Origin of the sequence: Methanobrevibacter sp., from assembly GCF_045112895.1 — an archaeon.
In the GTDB taxonomy this organism is placed as follows: domain Archaea; phylum Methanobacteriota; class Methanobacteria; order Methanobacteriales; family Methanobacteriaceae; genus Methanocatella.
The window spans coordinates 30130-51881 of record NZ_JBGUIH010000012.1 but is presented as its reverse complement, the minus strand read 5'-3'; the positions used below and the strand labels follow the sequence as shown (position 1 = coordinate 51881).

Below are 21752 nucleotides of genomic sequence, written 5' to 3'. Positions count from 1 at the left end.
ATAATTAATTGATTTTCAAGCTAAAAATAGTTAAGTATTTCAGAAACATCATCAATAGCTTCCAAAACATAATCGTTTTCAAAGTCCTTTTCGTTTCCATAGCCCCATTTGACAATCAAGCAGTCAACTCCTGCATTTTTGGCTGTTTCAATGTCTGTTGAAGAGTCTCCGATGAAAATTGCATCCTCAACAGAAACTCCTGCCTTTTCAATGATTCTGTTGACGCCCGCTGGAGACGGTTTGGTTGGAATATCAAAATCATGCCCTTCAATCGATAGGAAATCAACATCCTCCAAGAACTTTTCTACAAATGACTCGATTGAATCGGTAAACCTGTTTGAATTGATTGCCAGCAATACTCCCCGGCTTTCCAATTCTTTCAAGATGTCATGAGCGCCCGGAAACGGAAGGCTATTCTCCTTTTTTGATCCGTAATAAATCTTCAGATAGGTGTTCTTGAAGCTTTCAAGATTTTCAGGAGTGGCATTATCCTTCAATACCAATGAGACTATTTCATCAATGTTTCCGCCCAAGCTGCCGATATACTCCTCACGTGTTACGGTAGGAAAACCATAGACTGTCAATGCCTCATTGAAAGATTTGACGACATCATCTACTGAATCAAATAAAGTCCCGTCAAAATCGAAAATTGCAAGCTTTTTCATATACTAAACTTTATAGTTCATCATACAACTATTTTTTCGATACCTTTAAATATTATCAAGCACAATATACACACAAGGTGATAATATGTATATAACAATACTTTCAATGGATAGATTTCACGGACCAAAACCATTAGCATTAAACAGATTAGTAAAATTAACAAAAGAACCGGATAATAACTATGATGCAGAGGCAATATCTTGTGAAATGAGACATTTCGGAAAAATAGGATACGTTGCAAACAGCACCCGCACCGTAGCAAAAGGTACAATGAGCGGTGGAAGACTATATGACAAAATTTCAGATGAATACATTGCAAAAATACAATTTATAATAGGAAAAGAGGCTATTGCAAAAGTACTATCAACCGAAGAGTTCACTCAAGAAGTGAAAAACCCTGAAAGCGACATACACTTCCTATTCGATGACTTATCAAAATTACACGTGGAGGAGAAACAATGATAATCATAGGAGAAACCGAATTAAACTCAGACATTGAACTTTTAACTCCTCAATCACATGAACATATGGCGATTATTCCTTTAAAAACCCAGCCTAACTATAAATTAGACATCCTAACACTAAAAAAAGGTTTGGAATTAGGCCTTGTTGAAGTTAAAGAATGTGAACACTCAACCGTAAACACATTGATCGTCAAAAACAATTCCATTACCCCTCTCCTTTTAGTTGATGGCGAAGAGGTGGTTGGAGGAGACCAAAACAGGATTGTAAACTCAACAATATTGGTAGCACCAAAATCAGAATGCAGCATTTCCGTCAGCTGTACCGAACAGGGCCGTTGGGCATACAAAAGCGAATTTAGAAGTTCCGTGCATATTGCAGACTATAATACCCGCCGAGCAAAACTAAGCGCAAAACGCCATAACAGGCCCGTGCAGAGTGAAGTCTGGTCATCAATCAGAGACCTTGAAAAATCAATCGACTTTTCATCCCCTACAGGTGCAATGTCCGAAAGCTATGATGCACAAAAAGTAAATCATGAGGAATTTATAAAGGCATTTAATCTGGCCGAAGGTCAAACCGGCGTTTTAATCATTGTAAACGGTGAAATAAAAGGATTTGAATTATTCCTAAATCCTGAAATTTACAGCCATTTTCATGAAAAAATTATCAAAAGCTATCTGATAAATTCAAAAGTTGAAAACACCACATTTTCAATAAACGTTGATGAATCAAGACTCGTAATTGAAAATGCAAAGGACTCAACATTTGAAGATAAAAAAAGCAATGGCTTGGAAAAGGTCTATGAGTTTGAAAATTCACAAGGATTTGGAAATCTCTATACCTATGAACAGGAAATTCTTCACTGGTCCTACTTTAAAAAGGACACTGCTGAAGAAGAAACCGACGATGTTGCTGAAAACATTGAAATAAAAGAGGTATACGACATTTAAAAACCTTTTTTTTATTTTTTATATTATTTTTTCTATTTTCAACAATTCTATTTTTTTATCCAAGCCGGCGGCATATCCTGTCAATTTTCCGTTTGATCCCAAAACCCTATGGCATGGAATCAGAATGGATATGGGATTGTGGCCTACCGCACCGCCAACTGCCTGTGCCGACATTTCAGGTGAAATCTTTCTTGCAATCTCGCCATATGTCAATGTCTCGCCATATGGAATTTCAGACAATATATTCCAGACTTTGAGTCTGAACTGGCTGCCATCAGGTTTCAGCTTAAAGTCAAATTCAGGGTTTTCACCTTTAAAATAGCTATCCAACCACTTTTTAACATTATCAAAAATAAGCAAATCGTCCTTTTCAATAAAATCCTCCAATGATGGAAAATGCTTCTGGCCATAAAACCATATGCCGCAAATTGCTTCGCCATCACTTACGATAAGCATCTTACCTAAAGGTGAATCATAATCAGTTGAAAAATACATTTTAATCCATATATGATTTGAAGAATTCCTCAAATTCCTCATCGCTCATAGGTTCCGGAGTTGAAATCTTTTCATTGGCCATTATATTTGAAGCAAGGTTCGAGTATTCTTGTGCTTCTGCGCTTTCAGGGTATTTTTCTACAACGGTTTTTGCATCTAATTCAGCATCCTGAATCAAATTACTTCTATGTATCGTTCCAATAACATGTGTGCCTATCTTTTCTGCAAAGTCATTGACAATTTCCTCCTCATTGTCGACATTTCTGCAGTTGCAGACAATGCCGCTCAAGTTACCCTTAAGCTTCTTAACACCGCGAACAATATTGTTGGCCGCATAAAGTGACATGTACTCACCTGAAGTTACAATCAAAACCTCATCCGCATACTTCTCCCTCAGAGGCACCGAAAAGCCGCCGCATACGACATCCCCCAAAACGTCATAGACCACAACATCCAAGTCCTCATCAAAGATGCCCAATTGTTCGAGGCGTTTCATGGCAACGATGACACCTCGCCCTGCACATCCTACACCAGGCTCAGGACCTCCACTTTCGACACATAGTATATCTTTAAAGCCTCTGAAAACCAAATCATCCTTTTCAGGCTTTCTGTTATCCTTCAAAGTATGGACAACTGTAGGAATTCTTTTACCATATAAGGTACGTGTAGTATCCGCCTTTGGATCGCAGCCTATTACAAGACAATTCAAATCCTCACTTGCCCAAACAGCAGACAGATTAGCTACTGTAGTACTCTTTCCAATTCCTCCCTTTCCATAAATGGCTATTTTCTTAATCATCAGAATTCCTCTCAACTAATTTATAAACAAAATCGTTTTCCCTTACTTTCTGCTCAATGGCTATTGCCACATTGCATCCTCTTTCAACTTCACTAACGCTTTCACCTTCGATTTGCATAGAATCAATCGTATGGGTGATGGAACCGGTAGTGGGACCCTGAATGATAATCTTATCACCAATCCTTAAATCATCCCAAATCCTTAACTCGGCCGCCTTTACTCTATTGTAATAGTTAACAACCTGTCCGATGTCCTTTTTGATATATTTTGATTGGTTGTCTTCGCTTGTCTCAAATGGAGTATTGAAATAAAAATTAGTGTCAAAACCCCTATTGAATACGCTAGTGAGCTCTTTCATCCATTCGTCCTTAACTTCATAATGCAAGGGGTCTTTTGAATAATCGTCAATCGCTTGCCTATAGATTCCTGTTACCATCGCACCGTAATCGGGACTGCGTGCCCTTCCCTCAATCTTGAAAGATGCAACGCCGCTTTCCATAAGCTCAGGAATATGTTCAATCATGCACATGTCCTTTGGTGAAAAGAAGTTAGTCCTATAACTTCCATCATCGCTTCCGGTTACGATAAATGTCTCATCTTCAACATCCGAAAAGTTAACGACATTGTCTTCACCCTCTTCATATGTCAATGTCCAGTTTTTTCTGCAGGGCTGCAGGCAATCGCCGCAGTTTGCGCTTCTTCCATAAAGGCCATAGCTTAAAAAGCAACGCCCGGAAATCGCCATGCAGATTGCGCCATGAACAAAGATTTCAGTTTCGATTGGGGATTTTCTGGCAAGCTCCTCAATCTCCCTTAAGGAAAGTTCACGTGACAGAATTGCCCTTTTGGCGCCTAATTTTTTAAGAGTTTTCAAAGTATAAGAATTAGTAACGTTTTCCTGAACGCTGATGTGGGCCTCAAGGCCATGGGATACTGTATCCTCAATTAATCCTATATCCGATAGGATCAGTCCGTCAATTTCTGAATCTGAGATGATTTCCAATTTGGATTCGAGCTCTGAAGCTAAGCGTTCATTCAAAATAATATTTGTGCCCAAGTATGTTTTAGCCCCATATTCCTTGGCAATCCTTGAGACATCCCTTAAATCATCTAGGGAAAAATTTTTTGCATTGGCCCTCATGTTATAATCTTCAAGGCCAAAGTAAACTGCATCTGCACCATTTTCCAAAACAGCGCGCAGAGATATGAAATTTCCGGCAGGAGCTAATAATTCAACCATGATATCTAAGGCTTATAGTAAGTTTCAGCTTCAAGACCTTCAGGAATCTCGGTAGGGTATTCCTCATTGACGCAACCCAAACATAAGTCCTCTTTAGGCATTCCGATTGCATCGACCAAAGCATCAAGAGTAATATATCCTAACGTATCGATGCTTAATTGCTGCCTTATCTCTTCAGTAGTGTAATTCGCTGCAATCAATTCTTTTTTGGTTGCCATAGCCACTCCATAATAACAAGGTGAAATAACTGGCGGACAACCTATTAACAAGTGTATTTCAGCCGGTTCCGCTTCCTTTACAAGATTGAGCAATTGTTTTGAAGTGGTTCCCCTAACAATACTGTCATCTATCAAAATAATCTTTTTGCCTTTCAAGGCTGATTTAATAGGATTTAATTTGAGCCTAACCGCCAGCTCACGCTCTTCCTGAGTTGGCATGATGAATGTCCTTCCGACATACCTGTTTTTGATAAGACCCTCACCATATGGAATTCCGGAAGCCCTTGAGTATCCGATGGCCGCAGGAATTGATGAATCAGGCACGGGAATTACAACGTCGGCATCAATAGGATATAACTTTCTTAGCTGTTCGCCAATGTTCATTCTGGTCTGATAAACGTTAATGCCGTCAATAGTACTGTCAGGCCTTGCAAAGTAGACATATTCAAACATGCAGTGTGAAAGTTTGCATGTTCCTGCGCTTTCCAGCATGTGGGAGTTGAGTTCGTCGTTTTTGAAGTAAACGATTTCACCAGGAACGATATCCCTGATATATTCTGCATTGATTACATCAAAAGCAACAGTCTCAGAAGCTAAAATGAATTCATCACCCTTTTTTGCAACTGCAAGCGGTTTTATGCCCATAGGATCTCTTACACCATATAACTCGCCGTCAACTAAAATTGTTAATGCATATGACCCTACAATTTTTTTACATACAGCTTCGATAGCCTCTAAAACATCCTTATTGTTATCGTAATGCTCTTTTTTAAGCAAATAACAGATTACTTCAGAATCGGAATCGGATTTGAAGTAAAACCCTTCACTGATAAGTTCATTCCTTAACTCTTCAGAGTTTACAATGTCTCCATTATGAGCCATTGCAATAAATCCGTCACCAAAATCAATTACGAAAGGCTGTGAATTTTCCAGTTTTGATTGGCCGGTTGTTGAATATCTTACATGTCCGATGGCCATATTGCCTTTTAGATTTTGGATTTCATAATCTCTAAACACGTCAGTAATCAAACCCATTCCACAGTAATATTTTAAACCGTGGCTTGAATTAAAAGTAGCTATTCCTGCTGATTCCTGACCTCTGTGCTGTAAAGCATACAAACAATAATAAACAAAAGATGCGACATCTTTAGAATCATCACTTGTGTGAATTCCAACAATACCACACTTATCTTCCATCTCACCTTGCATTTGCTAACTCCTATTAAATAGTATAATTATAATTATCTTAAAACTAGTATAAAATTATAATTGTTTTAGGGTTCAGTCCCAAAAATTCTCAAAGGAGCTGGAAATATCATAGTCATCCCTGACTTCCGGAACTTTAGGTTCGCTGTCGGGAGTCGGTTCCTTAACCAGATCATCGGAATTGTCATCTACAAAAATCAGTGCGGTTCTGACAATTTTTAACCATTCTATAGCTTTAGGTTTAGATTCGGCTGCGATGAAACCCTGGCCAACAATGATATTGTCGGGTCTAAATTTGTCTGTTGCAATGACAACCCTCTCCTCATCTTCCAAATCTTGCCTGAAAGTATCCTGCCATAGATCATATAGATTAAAGATTTCGAGAATTTCTCTGGAGTAGATGTCCTGGTAACGCAATTTAAAAGCATCAAAATCAGCCCGGACTTCTGAGATATCCTCTCTCAACTCATTGTTCTCTTGACTTAACACTTCATTCTCTTTAATAATCTGGTTGTAGTCGTCCAAAAGATTATTATAGTTATGAGTCACTTTCATCAGCTTATTTTCCAATGAATGAATATTGATTAGATTCAAGGAATAGGACAATGTTGACTTTATTATTGAATTCAGAATCTCCTTTTCGGCCAGCTTAAAGTCAATTGATTCGTCTTCAATGATGATGGCATTATAATCGAATAAACCTATATTGTTAAAATCGGTTTTCAGTTCATTGAAAAGAATATTGTATGTTTCATCATGACCATATCCTCCAATCAAAAGGATATCTGCACCGCTGGCTACCTTTTTAACAATGTCCAGTTCTACAGTAGGTATTATTGAAGAGACGATAATGTTATAATCCCTTTCAAGCTGAATGTTATTTACAGCTTTTGAAACAAGCTGTGCGATATCCAGACCTGACACTATTATGCGAACATCAATCTTTGTCTCATGATTTTCGTTTTCCATGAATATTACCTAAACTACACTCATTTTTTTATGCCACTTCCAGGCAGACTCTACAATCTGTTCAAGATTATATTGAGGAGCCCATCCCATCCTTTCCTTGATTTTTGTTGAATCGGCTATTAGAATATCCGGATCGCCTTCACGGCGTTTGTCTATTTTGACCTCAAAATCACGGCCAGTGACCTTTTTGCACATATCAATTACTTCACGTACAGAATATCCCTTTCCGTTTCCTAAATTAAAGACATCTGACTCATTTCCTTCACATAGATATTCATATGCCCTGATATGCGCATCAGCCAAGTCATTGACATGAATATAATCGCGGATGCATGTGCCGTCTGGAGTATCATAATCATCACCGAAAATGGAAATGGATTCGCGCTTTCCGATAGCGGCATCCAAGACCAATGGAATCAAGTGAGTTTCGGGGTCATGCAGTTCCCCGATTTCACCGTCAAAGTCACAACCTGCTGCATTGAAGTATCTGAGAGACACATAATTGAAATCACCTTTTTTGGCTTCCCTTTCAAGAGCCTTTTCTGTGATGAATTTAGAATGTCCATAAGGATTGATTGGCTTCAAGGCCTGGTCTTCTGTAATAGGAACCTTTTCAGGGTTTCCATATACTGCAGCGGTTGAAGATAAAATAAATTTGTCCACACCAAATTCCCTCATAATCTGCAGGAGATTTAGCGTATTCTTATAATTATTTTTAAAGTATTTTTGAGGCATTTCAACTGATTCTGCTACAAGCGAGAAAGCTGCGAAGTGAATAACACCATCGATGTCATATTTTTCAAAAACCTCTCTCAAATCTTTGCTTCCAAAGTCATAGTTTTCAAAATTTCCCCATTTGACAAAGGACTCATAGCCCTTACAGAGATTATCCACAACAACAGTATCATAACCTGCAAGATTAAGAGCCTTGTTGGTTTGAGATCCAATATAGCCTGCTCCACCAGTAACCAAAATCAATTTTAACACCTAAACGAATTTGCCTAATTTAAGTAAGGCTTTTGGAGATACTTTAATCAATTTTTTAACGATTTCAGTAGTTGAAATCTTATCAAAGCTTTCATCCTGGAATGCATGACCGATGCTGTCCAATTCCTCATCGGATAAGGTAAGCAGGTATTCCTGAACCTTCTTATACCTTTTGATGTCGTGGTCCAATTCCGCATGTGCCATTTCATCGTATTGTTTTAAGAATTTTTTAGAACAATCTTCCTTAATAGCTTGAGCGGCAACCTGGCCCGCGCACATTCCACCAGTCATTCCTGAGATAATTCCTCCACCGGTCAATGGGTTTACCTGACCTGCGGCATCTCCGCAGACTAAAATGTTATCATCATAAAGTTTTTTGGTCATTCCACCTACAGGGTCTCCTCCCACATTCATTTCAACAGCCTGAGCGTTTTTCAAGTAAGGGGAAGTTGCAACAAAGTCGTCCAAGTATTCTTTTGCTGTCTTTTCAGCTTTATGAGGTAAAATTGCCAAACCTACATTTGCAATGTCATCGCCTTTAGGGAAAATCCATACGTATCCTCCAGGAGCACATGAACCTAAATAGAATTCAATTACCCCAGGCCTTTCGAATTCGACATTACACATTTCATACTGAACACCGGATTCCATTTCCTTAGGCTTTGCAGCCGGTTTTAATCCTGCCCATCTTGCAACGTGGCCTTCAGGACCATCAGCGGCAATCAATATCTTACATTTATAGTCGATTTTTTCACCCATACATTCAGTATAGACAATATACCCATCTTCAATCTTATCGATGCCTGTCACTAAGGTTTTGATTCTGATTTCAGCACCTGCTCTGGCAGCATCCATAGCCATATGCTTATCGAACACTTTTCTCTCTAGAATGTATCCTGCTTCAGGTATTTTGACCTCTTCGCTGGTCATCCAAACATCGGTTCCATCAGGAGTCTGAATTCTGATTCCTTCTATTTTTTGAGTTACCCAACGAGGGGAAAGTTCAATGCCTAATTTTTCCAATCCTTGAATTGAAACACCTTCAGCACATCTTTTTGGTGAACCTATTTCAGATTTCTTATCCATCAAAATTACTCTTGCGCCACCTAATGCAGCGTGTTTTGCTGCAGAGGAACCTGCAGGTCCTGAACCTACTACAATTACATCAGTTTCAATCATATAATCAATCCTCTTTTTCCAATGCGTTTATCGGACATGCTTTGATGCATGTGTCGCACTCTTTACAGTCATCATCATTAAACACTAATGAATATTCTCTAACTTGAATCAAGTTTCTTGGACAAACTCCAGCGCACTCACCGCAGAATGAGCACCAATCTTTAACAATCATAAAATATCTCCTATAATCTTAATAATTTATGTTATATTTAGTATATTTCTTATTATATAAAAAGTTAAGTAAAAAATACCTTATAAAAATGTATAAAAAAAGGAAAATAAGTTTTTTTAAGTATTATTTTATCAATAATACAGGTACTGAAGAAGTTCTTAAAAGCCTTTCTGAAACAGAACCTATTTGGGTATCTGAAACATCGTTTTCATCAAAGGACACAAATCGATGATTATTGGCTCCATGAGCATGAATGACAATCAAATCAGCACGGGTCTGGTCTGCAATGAATTTCATGTCCCTTAACGGATCTGCAGTGAGCAAGTGTTCTGTAACTTCGATTCCTAGCTTATTTGCCTTCTCAGTAATTTTTGCCAAGATTGCATCGCCGGAATCCTCTTCCATGTCATAACTATTGAATGAGAATTCCTCCAGAACATGGACTGCGGCTATTTTGGAGTCGAATCTTTGGGCTATTTCAATAGCCACATCGGCTGCCTTGTATCCATATTCGGATCCGTCAACCGGAACCATTATTACATCAAACATTGTCTAATCACCCTTGAGGTAATCCGCATGACAGAAATCAATGAAATTGTCAACAATCTGGTCGATGTCCTCACTGTCATCGATTAATTTGCCGTCATCCATAAATACCGCCCTGTTGGACAGCTCCTTGATAAAGTCGGTATTGTGTGAAATCATTACGATGGTGATTCCATAATCCTTGGAAATTGTTTTCAAAGCATTGGTTACATCTCTTAAGGTAACAGGGTCCAAATCACCGAACGGCTCATCCAAAAGCAGGAACTTAGGCCTTGAAACCAGAATCAATGCAAGCATTACACGCACCTTCTGGCCACCTGACAATTCATAGGATTTCCTATGCAGGATATCCATGTCCAAATCAAGGCTTTCGAATATGTCTGCAACTGCTTCTTTTGTTGCGGTTTCCGGGAATCTTGGGAACAGGTCATCCAAAATACCTTCATCAAGCCCAATCTTCTTAAGACGATCCCTCGCTTCGACTTCAGGCAAATCAGTGAGCAAGTAAAATGAATCCAATAGCTCTTCGCTAAGTCCTATTCTTTTAGCCCTTTCCCTGGCTTCATTAATAATGTTCTGGTTCTTATAACCTAGTCTGGTTGCAAGTTGATTCAAAACGGTTGCATAATGGCTTAAGGCGAATTCCTGATGCATGAATCCTAATTTGGATCTGATTTTCATACGGCCCATGCCGGGAATGTCCACATCATTCCACTCTCCGTCGACCTTGTACAATACTTCCCCTTTGTCAGGGTCTTCAAGTCCGCCGAGCATTCTCAAAAGGACTGTTTTGCCGGCACCACTAGGTCCGATAATGCTTAGGATATTCTCCTTTTGAACTGTAAAGTTTACATCCTCAATCTGCAGAACTTCCCCTCCAGTCAAGAGGTAGAACCTTTTGTAGATGTCATTGACTTGGATTACGTCTTCATCGGTTGCAACATTTTCGATATCAACTATGTCATCCATGCCTTCCATGAACTTATCGCAGATTTCATCAGCAGAGCCTTCATCAACAATTTCACCGTCTTCAAGAAGAATCACCCTGTCCGCCAGATACTTCTGAACATCCGGCAGGTGAGATACGATGACCACAGTGATGTTCAATTCCTTGTTGATTTTTTTGACTGCATCCAATATCTCTTGTTTTGTTTTAGGGCATGCCATTGTTGCAGGTTCATCAAGAAGCAATGCTTTAGGCTGTTTAGCAAGTTGTCTTGCCATGATAAGCCTCTGCTTTTCACCGCCGCTTAATACAGATGCATAATGGTCTTTCTTATGAGTTAATGAAACAAGTTCCAAAAGCTCATCGGCTTCATCACCGAATTCTGATTCGGCAACTTCAAAATTAGTATCCCCTTCGTCAAAATATCTTCTGGCATACAGTTTCCTCAATACATTTTCACGTACTGTATCCGGCCAGATACCAAAGGATCTCTGAAGGTGTATTGCAGTTTCCTTTTTGAGTTTATTGTAGTAGAACTGAGAGGAATCCTGGTTAATGCTAACATCACCGACAGTTATGCTTCCCTCATCAATGTGTTCAACACCTCTTAAAGCCCTTAGAAGTGTAGATTTACCGGAACCGCTTCTTCCCATGATTCCTAAAATTTCACCTTCCTTGACTTCCAGACTAACATTCTTGAGTGCGGTAACTTTTGTCCCATCAGCTAATTCATAATCTTTACTTACATTTTCAACTTTTATCATTCTTTATGCCCCTTATATTATACAAATTTTTATTAATGAAAGTATTTATATTTTATATTAATTAACAAAAAAAAACTGTGATTAACATGGCTAGCGAAAATAAGATTGAAGAATATCAAAATAGCTTAGAAGAAGAAAAATTTATGATTGAAAGTCATTTTGTAAATATTGAAAGGATTTTAAGGGAACCTGAACCAATAGAACAGGAAAAGCTAGTTACACTAATGAATAACTATAACACCCTAAATATTCAATACGACCAGCTATGCAGTGACCTTATCAGATTTATCCAAATATTCAAAGATGACGACGAACAAGAAATCAGATTATATAAGACTGATGAACTAGTTGAACTGCTGCAGGAAAAGATTAACCAAATAGAATAGATCAATAGTTGTAATTGATTACAATCCTGCCTGTAACATTTGTAGTTGAATCTTCAGCTACAACTTCACCATTTCTTAAAAGCTGCACTTTGAATTCCCCTTCACCATAGTCATATTTTTTGGCATCGATTGCCACCCTATCCCATGGAGCACAGTCAAGTGTGAATTTTTTCGGACCGTAACCTGATTCTTTTGCAAGATAATTCGGGTTTCCCATTTCAGCATACCAACTACCTTCGTAGTCGATTACAGCAACATATGGATAAGAAGCAGTTTTGTGAACACTGCCATCATCAGTAATCACGTTCAAAGTTTCATTATGAGAGGGTTGAGTGTTGTTATAGACCAGAGAGAAGAGTAACAGCGCTATAATAATAATTCCTAGTACGATAACAATTTTTTTAGCAATACCTATGTCCCAACTGTTTTTGCGTTTTGTATTATTGATTCTGTTCCCATGAGAGTCTGTTAGAAGATAGGCACAATTATAACAATATACGGCGTTGGATGGATTTTCATACCCACACCGTGGACATTTTACCATAAATAATTATTCCTTTTTCTTTCTTATAAAAACATTATTAAAATTCTTATATTTAAACTTAATGGAAAATTAGCCATTTTTCATTAAAAATAATAAGACGCTAGTGATAATAATTATAGACATTTTCAGCCGTTTTTTGATTCATGCCGTCGGTTTTAGCTAATTCATCGATTGATGCCTTCTTAATGTTTTCAATAGTGCCAAATTCTTTTAAAAGATTAACCTTTCTTTTTTTACCGATTCCAGCGATATCGTCAAGTGAAGAGGCTGAAATATCCTTACTGCGCAGTTTTCTATGATAGGTTATCGCAAAACGGTGCGATTCATCCCTAACTTGCTGAAGCAAGTGCAATGCCTTATTGTTTTTAGGAATAATGATTGGGCGCTTACTGTTTGGAACATATATCTCTTCAAATTCCTTTGCAATCCCAATGACTGGAATATGAGTGAGATTTAATTCCTCCAACACCCCGCATGCCATACCCAGCTGACCTTTGCCACCATCAATCACTATCAGGTCAGGTTCCGGATCAGAATCGATTAATTTCAATCTGCGGGTCAACAGCTCCTCCATCATTGCAAAATCGTTTGGTCCTGGAGTTTCCATTTTGAAATGCTTATACATCTTTTTGTTAGGTTTTCCATCTTTGAATGACACCTTCGAACCAACAGCGAATTTGCCTGAAATGTTACTGATATCATATCCTTCAATCACATGAGGAACATTTTCAAGTTTGAGGTATTTCTTAAGCTCTATCAATGAATTTTCCATCTTCTTCTTTTGATGCTTGATAATTTCGGCATTTTTCTTTGCCATCTTGACAAGCCTTAATTTAACGCCCTTTTGAGGAACTTTAATTTTTACCTTGTTTCCCCTTAAGTCACTTAACCATTCTTCAAGTAGCTCCTTTTCATCAATATCTTCATCCAAAAGAATCTGTTTAGGAATGTGCCTGTTATAACCATAGTACTGCTGAATAAAAGAAAACATTATTTCGGATGGTGAGTCATATTGTGAACCGCTCATCAGAAAGTCGTCACGACCTACAATCTTGCCGTTCCTAATCGGCATTATAATGACTACAACCTCATTCTCGCCGGGAGCTATGGCTATGACATCCTGGTCCAGGTCATCGTCGACAAAATCGACAAGCTGCTTTTCCATAATCTCTTCAATTGATGTAATCTGGTCTCTTATGACAGCTGCCTTTTCGAATTCCTCATTATTGGCCGCCGCAATCATTTCCTTTTTGAGATTATCCACGATAATCGAATATTTGCCTTGGAAAAATAAGTCAATCTTGTTAATAATTTCGGCATAGTCCTCTTTGGATATTTTTCCATCACATGGCGCATAGCATAAATCGATTTGGGAGTTAAGGCAAGGTCCGTTCATATTGCGGCAAGTTCTTATCTTGAACAATGACTTCAAAAATTTAACAGTTTGCTTGACAGAGCCCACATCTGTAAATGGGCCAAAATAAACACCGCTTTTTGTAACGTTTCTTGTAATGACCAATCTTGGGAACTCCTCATCCGTAATCTTGACATAAGGATATCGCTTATCATCCTTCAGTTGAATATTATAACGGGGCCTGTGCTTTTTGATTAAAGTGGCTTCTAAAATTAGGGCTTCCTTTTCAGAATTGGTTACGATATATTCCAAGCTATCGAAATGACTCATCAATATTTGGGTTTTTGGCCTGTCCAGCTTTTCACGAAAATAAGATTTGACACGCTTTATAAGGCTTTTAGCTTTGCCTATGTAAATTATGGTGTCCTCATCATCCTTCATTATATAGACACCAGGTTTATTCGGCAAATTGTCAGGTGATTTCACTTTAGTTGACATAAAAAACACTATTTAAGTTCAACAATATCATTCTCAATTTTAACTTTATTGTTTGCTATCATTAAATCCAGGACGCTATTGATTCTGGTAGCGGTCTTTTTAGAAGTTGACCTGAATCCGAAGTTGCGTGAGGTTTCCTTTGCGATTTGAGAGGTTGTGATTTCAGGATTGTAAATCAATACCAATTCTATGCTTTTAGCTATTTCCTCATCTGAAATCAAATCGATATTCGGTTTGTTCCTTCTTCTAATAACAATATTATTATCTGAAGCATCATATAAGAAGTCTCCAATTCTGATAATGTCACCGGAGTTTTCCGCTTCAGTGATTGCTGCATTTACGCGCTTTTTCAATGTGGAGCCTGCTCTTTTAATATCACAGGAATCCTTAACCCTCTTTGTTACTTCGCTAATATGAATAGGTCCTTCAATATCCACAATCTCATTGATGGATTTGGCTACCTTCTCAATTGGCTGCTTGTATAAATCATCGGATGAATTCAAGCCAAAGTCATCAATCTCAACATAATCCATAATTTGGTCTTCCATCTTTCTTTTGCCTGGAAGTTTCTTATCATCGAATGCCTTTAACTGATTATCCTGTCTGTGCCTTTCCTTTTCTATTTCCTTGTAGTCCTCATTAGCTGTCAGAATTATATCCTCAAGAGCCTGATCCTTTAGTTCCTCTCTCCTTTCATGCTCATGAACAGGGACAATAACATCTTCCTCTTCTGATATTTCTTTTCTGAGAGCTTCCATCATCATCTCTTTTTCAATTCTTTGCTCCTCTTGTTCGGCGAATGTCAATCCTTCTTCCTTTTGAATAATCTTATCGGAATCATCATCGCTTGGTCTGCTCAGGTAATCATTAGGATCATATTCCTCTGTTCTGTCCACTACAGAAACATAATCAATGTGGGTTGGATTTTCAATTTCCTTCAGGGATTTGTTGATGTATTGCATGTCCTTTTTGATTCCCCTGATTGAATCACGAACAGATCTAGGCTTTTCTTCCTCATAGTAGAAATTATTTTTCCTAAGCTTGCTTGTTACATCATTTGACCCTTGATAGTAAGTTACTCCATCACCTATATCATCTTTAGTGACTTCTTGTTCCTCTTCAGGCACGGAGTCATTATCTTCAACAATCACTTCATCAAATTGAGGGGTTTCCTCTTTAACTTCACTATCTAAATCATTCCTTTCCAATGCTTCACTGTCATGGGGCGCTTCATATTTTGTCTCATTTTCCAAATCATTCCTTTCAAATAATCCATCATCATAAGGCGCTTCCTTTGGCAACTCCTCTTCTTTAAAGGTTTCATCTTTATAGACTTCCCTTTGCAACTCTTCATTATCGAAGACCTCATCAATGAACTCCTCTTTTGCCTTATCTACAATATTATTGGATTTTCCACCATCTTTGCCAAGTGAATCATCAGTGAAAATATTCAATTCCTCCCCTTCCGTATAGTCCATTTTAGGAGACGGCCTTTCAAGCTCTTCATCATATTTGCCAAGTGAATCGTCAGTGAAAATATTCAATTCCTCCCCATCTTCAACAATTTCGGCTTCAACAACGATGTCATCACTAGGTGCCGGCTTATATTCCGGAAGCTCATCATCTTCCATCAGTTCTCCCTTAAAGGTTTTGACTTCTTCAGCTTCCAATTTAGGTTCACCAGCCATTACATCTGAAATGAAAGATTTAAAACTTCCTCTTCCGGATTTAGTTCTTTGTTTTTCTTCATGAATTTCATTGACAGGTTCTTTCTCATCCAAATCCTCATTGAAGTCATATTTATTAGTTTCATCATCCATTACGTGCTCTTCATCATGGCTGTGGTCAACATAAATATAATCCTCATCAGAACCCAAATCAACCTTATCGTCATCTATTTCTTCAGATTTCTCATCGGGAACATCTTTAACTACATTATCAAAATCAACCTTATCTTCAAAAATTTCTTCAGATACGTTTTTAGTTGTTTCATTGACTGTCTCATCATCACTATGATCAACAATGATGTAATCCTCATCAGAACCCAAATCAACCTTATCATCAAAGATTTCTTCTTTAGATGGCTTTTTAACAGTTTCCTCAACAGCCTCATCAACACTATGGTCAACAATGATATAATCCTCATCAGAACCTAAATCAACCTTATCATCGAAAATTTCTTCTTTTGATGGCTTTTTAACAGTCTCTTCAACAATCTCATCATCACTATGGTCAACAATGATATAATCCTCATCAGAACCTAAATCAACCTTAGTTCCGAATTTTGGCATTTTCATCTGCGAATCGTCATCTTCGGGAGTTTCATCGACATCAATTGCCTCATCAATAATATCCTCAACAATAAGCTCTTGTGATTCTTTAGAAATTTCCTCATCGATTCCAGATAAAGGCTCTTCAAACTCATCCTCCAAATCTGAATTTTCGCCCAGATTGCTGGTGAATTTAAGAGATGAGAAAAATGAACCTTTTTCCTCTTCATTTTCTTCTTCATCTGATTTTAATAATGACTTGAACTTATCTGAAATAAGCTTTGAAACACTATTATTTTCCTCATCAGAGTAATCCTTTTCATTTTCCCAAACTTCAGCATTATCTTCCGGAGCAACCCCTTCATCAGACTCCCAAACTTCAGAATCACCATCTATGCCTGATTCATCTGCTGCATCATCAGAGATTTCTTCATTTGCAGCTTCTTCCTGTTGATGGAATTCAGGAGCCTCTTCAACAACGCTTTCATTTGAAGGCTCCACATCAACAAACTCAGAAGGATCCTCTTCAACAACGCTTTCATTTGAAGGTTCCACATCAACAAACTCAGAAGGATTCTCTTCAAACTCAACATCACCCCCAGAAGACCCAACATCAACAAATTCAGATGGAGTTTCATTTATTGAACTGGTTTCATTGATAGTTTTTTCCTCTTCAAAGAATTCTGAAGGGTCAATTTCACTTACGTCTATAGGTTTCTCCAACACATCATCATCAACTTTTTCGACTTCAACAAAGTCTGCAGGACCAATATCCTCAATGTTAATGTCGTCCTGTGATTCTTCCTTCATCTTTCGCTCAGCTTCTTCCCTTTCACGTGCAATGCGTAATTCTTCGGCTTTTTTCTCAGCTTCCAATCTTCTTTTTTCAGCCAGTTCTTTCTCCTCTTCAGATTTGCGTTTTTCTTCTGCACGGGTTTGGCGAATAGATTTTTCAACAAATGTTAAAAGTTTTTTACGTCCAAGGTCTCTGTTTCTGTACCAGTCAGTTGACCATAAATGATACAGTTTCCATCCCAAACCATTCAATACCTGTTCACGGAGCCTGTCTCTGTCACGTGCCACCTTACTGGATGAATACATTTTTCCATCAGTTGTAATTCCCAAAATGTATTTTCCAGGATTTTCATCATCCACAATAGCCAAATCAACTCTAAAACCTGCACAACCGATTTGCCTGTCAACAGTATAACCGTTTTCCTCTAAAAAGCTGGCTATTGCATCTTCAAATGGTTCATGGGTATATGCTTCACCAACATGAGTTCCTAAAGTCAGGTTTTCGGCATATTCCAAGAACTCTTTTAATGATTTTACACCATAAGGAGGGTTTGCAGTTAATTTCATGTCATAAGCTTTAAAGTTTGAAAATACAACACACTTTTCTCTTGCACGAGTAATTAAAACATTTAAACGTCTTTCTCCACCATCTTGGTTTAAAGGACCGAAGTTAAGTGACATCTTTCGCTCCTCATCAAAACCGTAACCAACACTGATTAGGATAACATCCCTTTCATCCCCTTGGATTGTTTCAAGGTTCTTGACAAAGAATCTTTCTTCCTTACTGTCTGAAAACAATGGCTCGAATTCCGGCCTTTCCTTACGCTTTACTTCCAATGCCTCTAGAATTGCATTCTTTTGTGCAACGGAAAATGTTCCAACACCCAAACTTTTTGTATCACCGTATTTCTCAAAGTGGTTGAAGATTTCATCTGCAACATCTTCTGCTTCAAGAGGGTTTGCTGAAGATGAACCTCTATGATATGCGGTATTTGGATTATAATGGAACTTTAAACCAAGTTCAGGGTCATTGTGTGAAGGTGAAGGGTAAACCAACAGGTCATCATCATAAAATTCCCTATTTGATACTGTAATCAGTGATTCATGGCGAGACCTGTAGTGCCATTTGAGCATTTTGACCGGGAATGACAGTTTGCACAAATGCAGGATACTTTCCATATCTAGTGAAGTTGCTTCCTCTTCATCGCTTTCGGCATCTGACATTTGGTCAAAGAAGGAAGTCGGAGGCAATTGCTGAGTATCGCCCATAACAACTGCAGTTTTACCTCTCATGAATGCACCAAGCGCATCTTCAGGCTTTACCTGACTTGCTTCGTCGAAAATGACTACATCAAACTGCAACTCTTCATTAGTTGGATCCAAGTATTGTGCAATAGACAATGGGCTCATCATAAAGCAAGGCTTGATTTGTTTTATCATGCCTCCTGCCTTTTCCAGAAGTTTGCGTACGGGCATATGCCCGCTTTTTCTTGTAAATTCACCTGCCAATATCTTTGCCTGCGGATTTTCTGTTCCTCCAAAGATTTTAGGAATGTTGCTGTTAAGCTTATGGTAAATCCTCTTACGGTTCAAGACAAGAATCTTTTTGTCCAAATCCCTGAATTCACGAATTCTGTTTTCATGAAGCTCACCGACAAATGTAGCCAATTCGTGATTTTCAACAAATAATATATTTAATAATGAATCTGCAAAGTTTCCTTCAACCAATGCTTCAATATCCTCTTTTTTAATGTTTCTTTTCTCAATGGAGTCAACGAACATTTTCGCATTTGAAGTCTTAAGAGAATTTTTAGTATTCAAATATTGGGACCATAGGTGAAGGCTTGACAGTTGTCCTCTCCAATTATACAGCTGTTCCTGCCATGCCTCAAAAGGAACATCACCAGTTTCCCTTTTGAAAATCAGTTTGCTTCTTGGATTTAGCTTGTCCTTAAGTCTTGACAATACCCTTACGAATTCCTCACCGGCATCAATATACTCTGCAAGATCCCTTTCGGGTTTAATGTCAAAGAGGTCTTTGCTCATCAGGTCAATGGTATTTTCAGAGAATGTTCCTTCACGAACAAGTGCGGTAAATTCGTTCATCCATTTTGCAATAGCCTTCAGGTCATTGATATTTGCATTCAAATGCCAATATCCTCCATAGTACTTTTGGCCCAATGCCTCATTGGCCTCCAGATTCTTTCTGATTTTAATTACTGCCTTTGCTTCCTGCAAATCTCTTATGATTTCATCAATGCTTCCGGGAACTGGAACCGCATAGTATCTTTCAACCAACTCAATGTGCTGCTTGTTGTTGAAGAATCTGAACTTTTTGTTTGAAATGCTTCTTAACTCATATATCAATCTGTCAATGTCCGCCTGGAAAATGCTCTGATTGAATTTGGTTAATATTCCTGAATATTTCTGATACCTTTCAAGCTCATGGATTAACTTAAACGCATCGTCATTGTTGTTATTCCATGCCCCTGACTTAATTATGGATCCGTCAATCAGCTCTGCATTCTGAGACTTGATTATTTCAAATGCGGAAAGCGAATTTTCAAACTCGTTTAAGGTATTCGGCTGTTTGATTCCATAAATGTCGTAAACCCTTCCACGCTCAACAAGGAAATTGTCCAAAGCGAACAGCGTATCGTTAATCAGCATTTCGATTTCCCTCAAGTCTGCTGGAAGCAGACTTTTAGGAGCGCATTTGCTCCAAGGGTTTTCTTTAGAGATTGTCTGATATAATTCCGCTAAGTTCTCCAAAGCAATCTTCATGTCATCCAAATCCTTTAATGTAACGGATTCAGGATTTTGGAATCTGACCAATGGCATTATTGTGCCCTTAATTGCAAAATGGTCATCTGCAGATTCCTTCATTCCATATAACTGGAATGGAGATAAGTTAACCGCAAAAGCGGGTTTATGAATAATTTGAGAGTAATCATCAAGCTGGCGACGTAATGTCTCCAATTTACGAATTGTCTGATCGATATTCAACGGCTCCTGTGCCCTTACGTTAGTTGCCTTCTGCAAATCCTTAAGGAATTTTTTCCTTCTTGTCTTATGGGAATGCAATTCCAAGACAAATTTGCCCAATCCCACAGCAGTCAGCCTGTCCTTTACAACATCAAGCGCCGCCATTTTCTCAGATACAAATAAGACTGATTTGCCTTCGGCCAGCAATTCGGCAATCAGGTTCACAATGGTCTGTGACTTACCGGTTCCTGGTGGACCCTCTACAACAAGGTTGCGGCCTGCCTTAACATCCTGAATGGCTGCAATCTGAGATGAATCTGCATCAAGAACCTGATACATGTTCTGATATTCCAGACGTGAGTCGATGTCCTCTTCCCTAAACGCTTCATGGTCATTTTTGGCAGGATTGAAAATTGCTTGAATCAATTCGTTTTTAGTCAAGTCAACATTGTCCGCCCATGCATCAGGGTTCAGGTCATTATACATCACAAATTTGGTAAAGCTAAAGAAACCTAAAGCCACATTGGAATTGACTTCCCATCCGTCCATTCTGCTGACTGCACGCCTTACATTAGATATGTAATGGTCGATTACTTCACCGTATCTTTTAAATTCAAAATCGGGAAGCTCAATGCCCGCTTCCAGTAATTTGGCCTTAAGCGAAATGTTTGTCTGAATATCTTCTCCGGTCCATTCAAGGTTGAATGATTCGCCGACCTTCTTCCTTTCCATTGCGACCGGAATCAACACTAAAGGTGCATTGTTTTTCTGCCTTGGCTTTGATTTGTCTTTCCATGATAAAAAGCCAACTGCAAGATATAGGATGTTATAACCCTGTTCCTGAAGCATTGTTTTAGCTTGGTTGTTTATGTAATATAATCTTTTTTGGAGTTCCTTTGGTGTCAAATCAGTGGCTAATTTCTTATCGCCTTCAGAAAACTTTGAAACATCAAACGGAATGTAATCCCATACTGAAGACTTGTCTTCCTTCTTATCCTTTTTATTGGCCACAAAATACATTTTATGTTCTTGCAGAACCAATGTCTGAAAAAGGTTTGTAGGAGATTGGTTTACTATGGTAATGGTTTTGGCCCTTGATTTGAAGTTAAGAAGTTGATTTCTTAAAGTTAAATCCAAAAGCTCCTTACGTAAGTTTTTAAATTCCTTTTCGATTATATTATCTGACTTATTTAACATGATGACCCTTTGTAGTGTTTAAAAAATTCAAAAATACATTATATACTATTATAATATTAATTAATAAAGTTTTCTAAATTAGGTAAATTTAATTAAAAGCTAGTAAAAATTAAAAAAGAAT

General features: G+C 38.1%; 17 protein-coding genes. 3 read left to right on the top strand and 14 right to left on the bottom strand.

What is annotated here, in order from left to right:
• Positions 1-20: 20 nt before the first annotated feature.
• A complete protein-coding gene (locus ACJMLD_RS02855) occupies positions 21-665 on the bottom strand; it encodes an HAD family hydrolase (protein ID WP_405267782.1) in 645 nt (214 codons plus the stop codon).
• Between the two features lie 106 nt (positions 666-771).
• Between ACJMLD_RS02855 and ACJMLD_RS02850 the strand changes: the two genes are divergently transcribed.
• Together ACJMLD_RS02850 and ACJMLD_RS02845 are read left to right on the top strand one after the other, a co-directional pair.
• Entirely contained in the window at positions 772-1128 is a 357-nt protein-coding gene (locus tag ACJMLD_RS02850; protein ID WP_405267780.1) for a hypothetical protein, read from the top strand.
• Positions 1125-2081, top strand: a complete 957-nt coding sequence (locus tag ACJMLD_RS02845; RefSeq protein WP_405267778.1) for an ARPP-1 family domain-containing protein — start codon at positions 1125-1127, stop codon at positions 2079-2081. Before ACJMLD_RS02850 ends, ACJMLD_RS02845 begins: the two co-directional genes overlap by 4 nt.
• An 18-nt stretch (positions 2082-2099) precedes the next feature.
• Here ACJMLD_RS02845 and ACJMLD_RS02840 read toward each other — a convergent pair whose 3' ends face one another.
• From ACJMLD_RS02840 to ACJMLD_RS02795, 10 genes are all read right to left on the bottom strand, one after another.
• Entirely contained in the window at positions 2100-2576 is a 477-nt protein-coding gene (locus tag ACJMLD_RS02840; RefSeq protein WP_405267776.1) for a methylated-DNA--[protein]-cysteine S-methyltransferase, read from the bottom strand.
• 1 nt (position 2577) lies between these two features.
• Positions 2578-3375, bottom strand: a complete 798-nt coding sequence (gene cfbC / locus ACJMLD_RS02835) for a Ni-sirohydrochlorin a,c-diamide reductive cyclase ATP-dependent reductase subunit (protein WP_405267774.1) — start codon at positions 3373-3375, stop codon at positions 2578-2580.
• The gene (locus ACJMLD_RS02830; protein WP_405267773.1) at positions 3368-4615 is read right to left on the bottom strand and encodes a U32 family peptidase; all 1248 of its coding nucleotides are present in this window, start codon (positions 4613-4615) and stop codon (positions 3368-3370) included. The genes cfbC and ACJMLD_RS02830 overlap by 8 nt, the downstream gene beginning before the upstream one ends.
• Before the next feature lie 5 nt (positions 4616-4620).
• Complete coding sequence (gene purF, locus ACJMLD_RS02825; protein WP_405267771.1) at positions 4621-6042, bottom strand: amidophosphoribosyltransferase; 1422 nt, start codon at positions 6040-6042, stop codon at positions 4621-4623.
• 72 nt (positions 6043-6114) lie between these two features.
• Entirely contained in the window at positions 6115-7008 is an 894-nt protein-coding gene (locus ACJMLD_RS02820) for a hypothetical protein (protein ID WP_405267769.1), read from the bottom strand.
• A gap of 9 nt (positions 7009-7017) precedes the next feature.
• The gene (gene galE, locus ACJMLD_RS02815) at positions 7018-7986 is read right to left on the bottom strand and encodes a UDP-glucose 4-epimerase GalE (protein WP_405267768.1); all 969 of its coding nucleotides are present in this window, start codon (positions 7984-7986) and stop codon (positions 7018-7020) included.
• 9 nt (positions 7987-7995) lie between these two features.
• Positions 7996-9174 (bottom strand): NAD(P)/FAD-dependent oxidoreductase, encoded by a 1179-nt coding sequence (locus ACJMLD_RS02810; RefSeq protein ID WP_405267766.1) that lies wholly within the window; start codon positions 9172-9174, stop codon positions 7996-7998.
• Positions 9175-9178: 4 nt separating this feature from the next.
• Positions 9179-9346 (bottom strand): 4Fe-4S binding protein, encoded by a 168-nt coding sequence (locus ACJMLD_RS02805; RefSeq protein ID WP_067041727.1) that lies wholly within the window; start codon positions 9344-9346, stop codon positions 9179-9181.
• Between the two features lie 123 nt (positions 9347-9469).
• A complete protein-coding gene (locus ACJMLD_RS02800; protein ID WP_405267764.1) occupies positions 9470-9895 on the bottom strand; it encodes a universal stress protein in 426 nt (141 codons plus the stop codon).
• A gap of 3 nt (positions 9896-9898) precedes the next feature.
• On the bottom strand, positions 9899-11602 hold the full coding sequence (locus tag ACJMLD_RS02795) for an ATP-binding cassette domain-containing protein (RefSeq protein WP_405267762.1): 1704 nt from the start codon (positions 11600-11602) through the stop codon (positions 9899-9901).
• Between the two features lie 86 nt (positions 11603-11688).
• On the opposite strand from ACJMLD_RS02795, the gene ACJMLD_RS02790 reads away from it, so the two are divergent.
• Positions 11689-11988, top strand: coding sequence for a hypothetical protein (locus ACJMLD_RS02790; RefSeq protein WP_405267760.1), 300 nt, complete (start codon positions 11689-11691; stop codon positions 11986-11988).
• A gap of 1 nt (position 11989) precedes the next feature.
• Here ACJMLD_RS02790 and ACJMLD_RS02785 read toward each other — a convergent pair whose 3' ends face one another.
• The 3 genes from ACJMLD_RS02785 to ACJMLD_RS02775 all read right to left on the bottom strand — a co-directional run bounded on the left by ACJMLD_RS02785 (position 11990) and on the right by ACJMLD_RS02775 (position 21631).
• On the bottom strand, positions 11990-12532 hold the full coding sequence (locus ACJMLD_RS02785; protein WP_405267758.1) for a zinc ribbon domain-containing protein: 543 nt from the start codon (positions 12530-12532) through the stop codon (positions 11990-11992).
• Positions 12533-12632: 100 nt separating this feature from the next.
• A complete protein-coding gene (uvrC, locus tag ACJMLD_RS02780) occupies positions 12633-14384 on the bottom strand; it encodes an excinuclease ABC subunit UvrC (RefSeq protein ID WP_405267756.1) in 1752 nt (583 codons plus the stop codon).
• Positions 14385-14392: 8 nt separating this feature from the next.
• The gene (locus ACJMLD_RS02775; RefSeq protein ID WP_405267754.1) at positions 14393-21631 is read right to left on the bottom strand and encodes a DUF3320 domain-containing protein; all 7239 of its coding nucleotides are present in this window, start codon (positions 21629-21631) and stop codon (positions 14393-14395) included.
• Positions 21632-21752 lie beyond the last annotated feature (121 nt).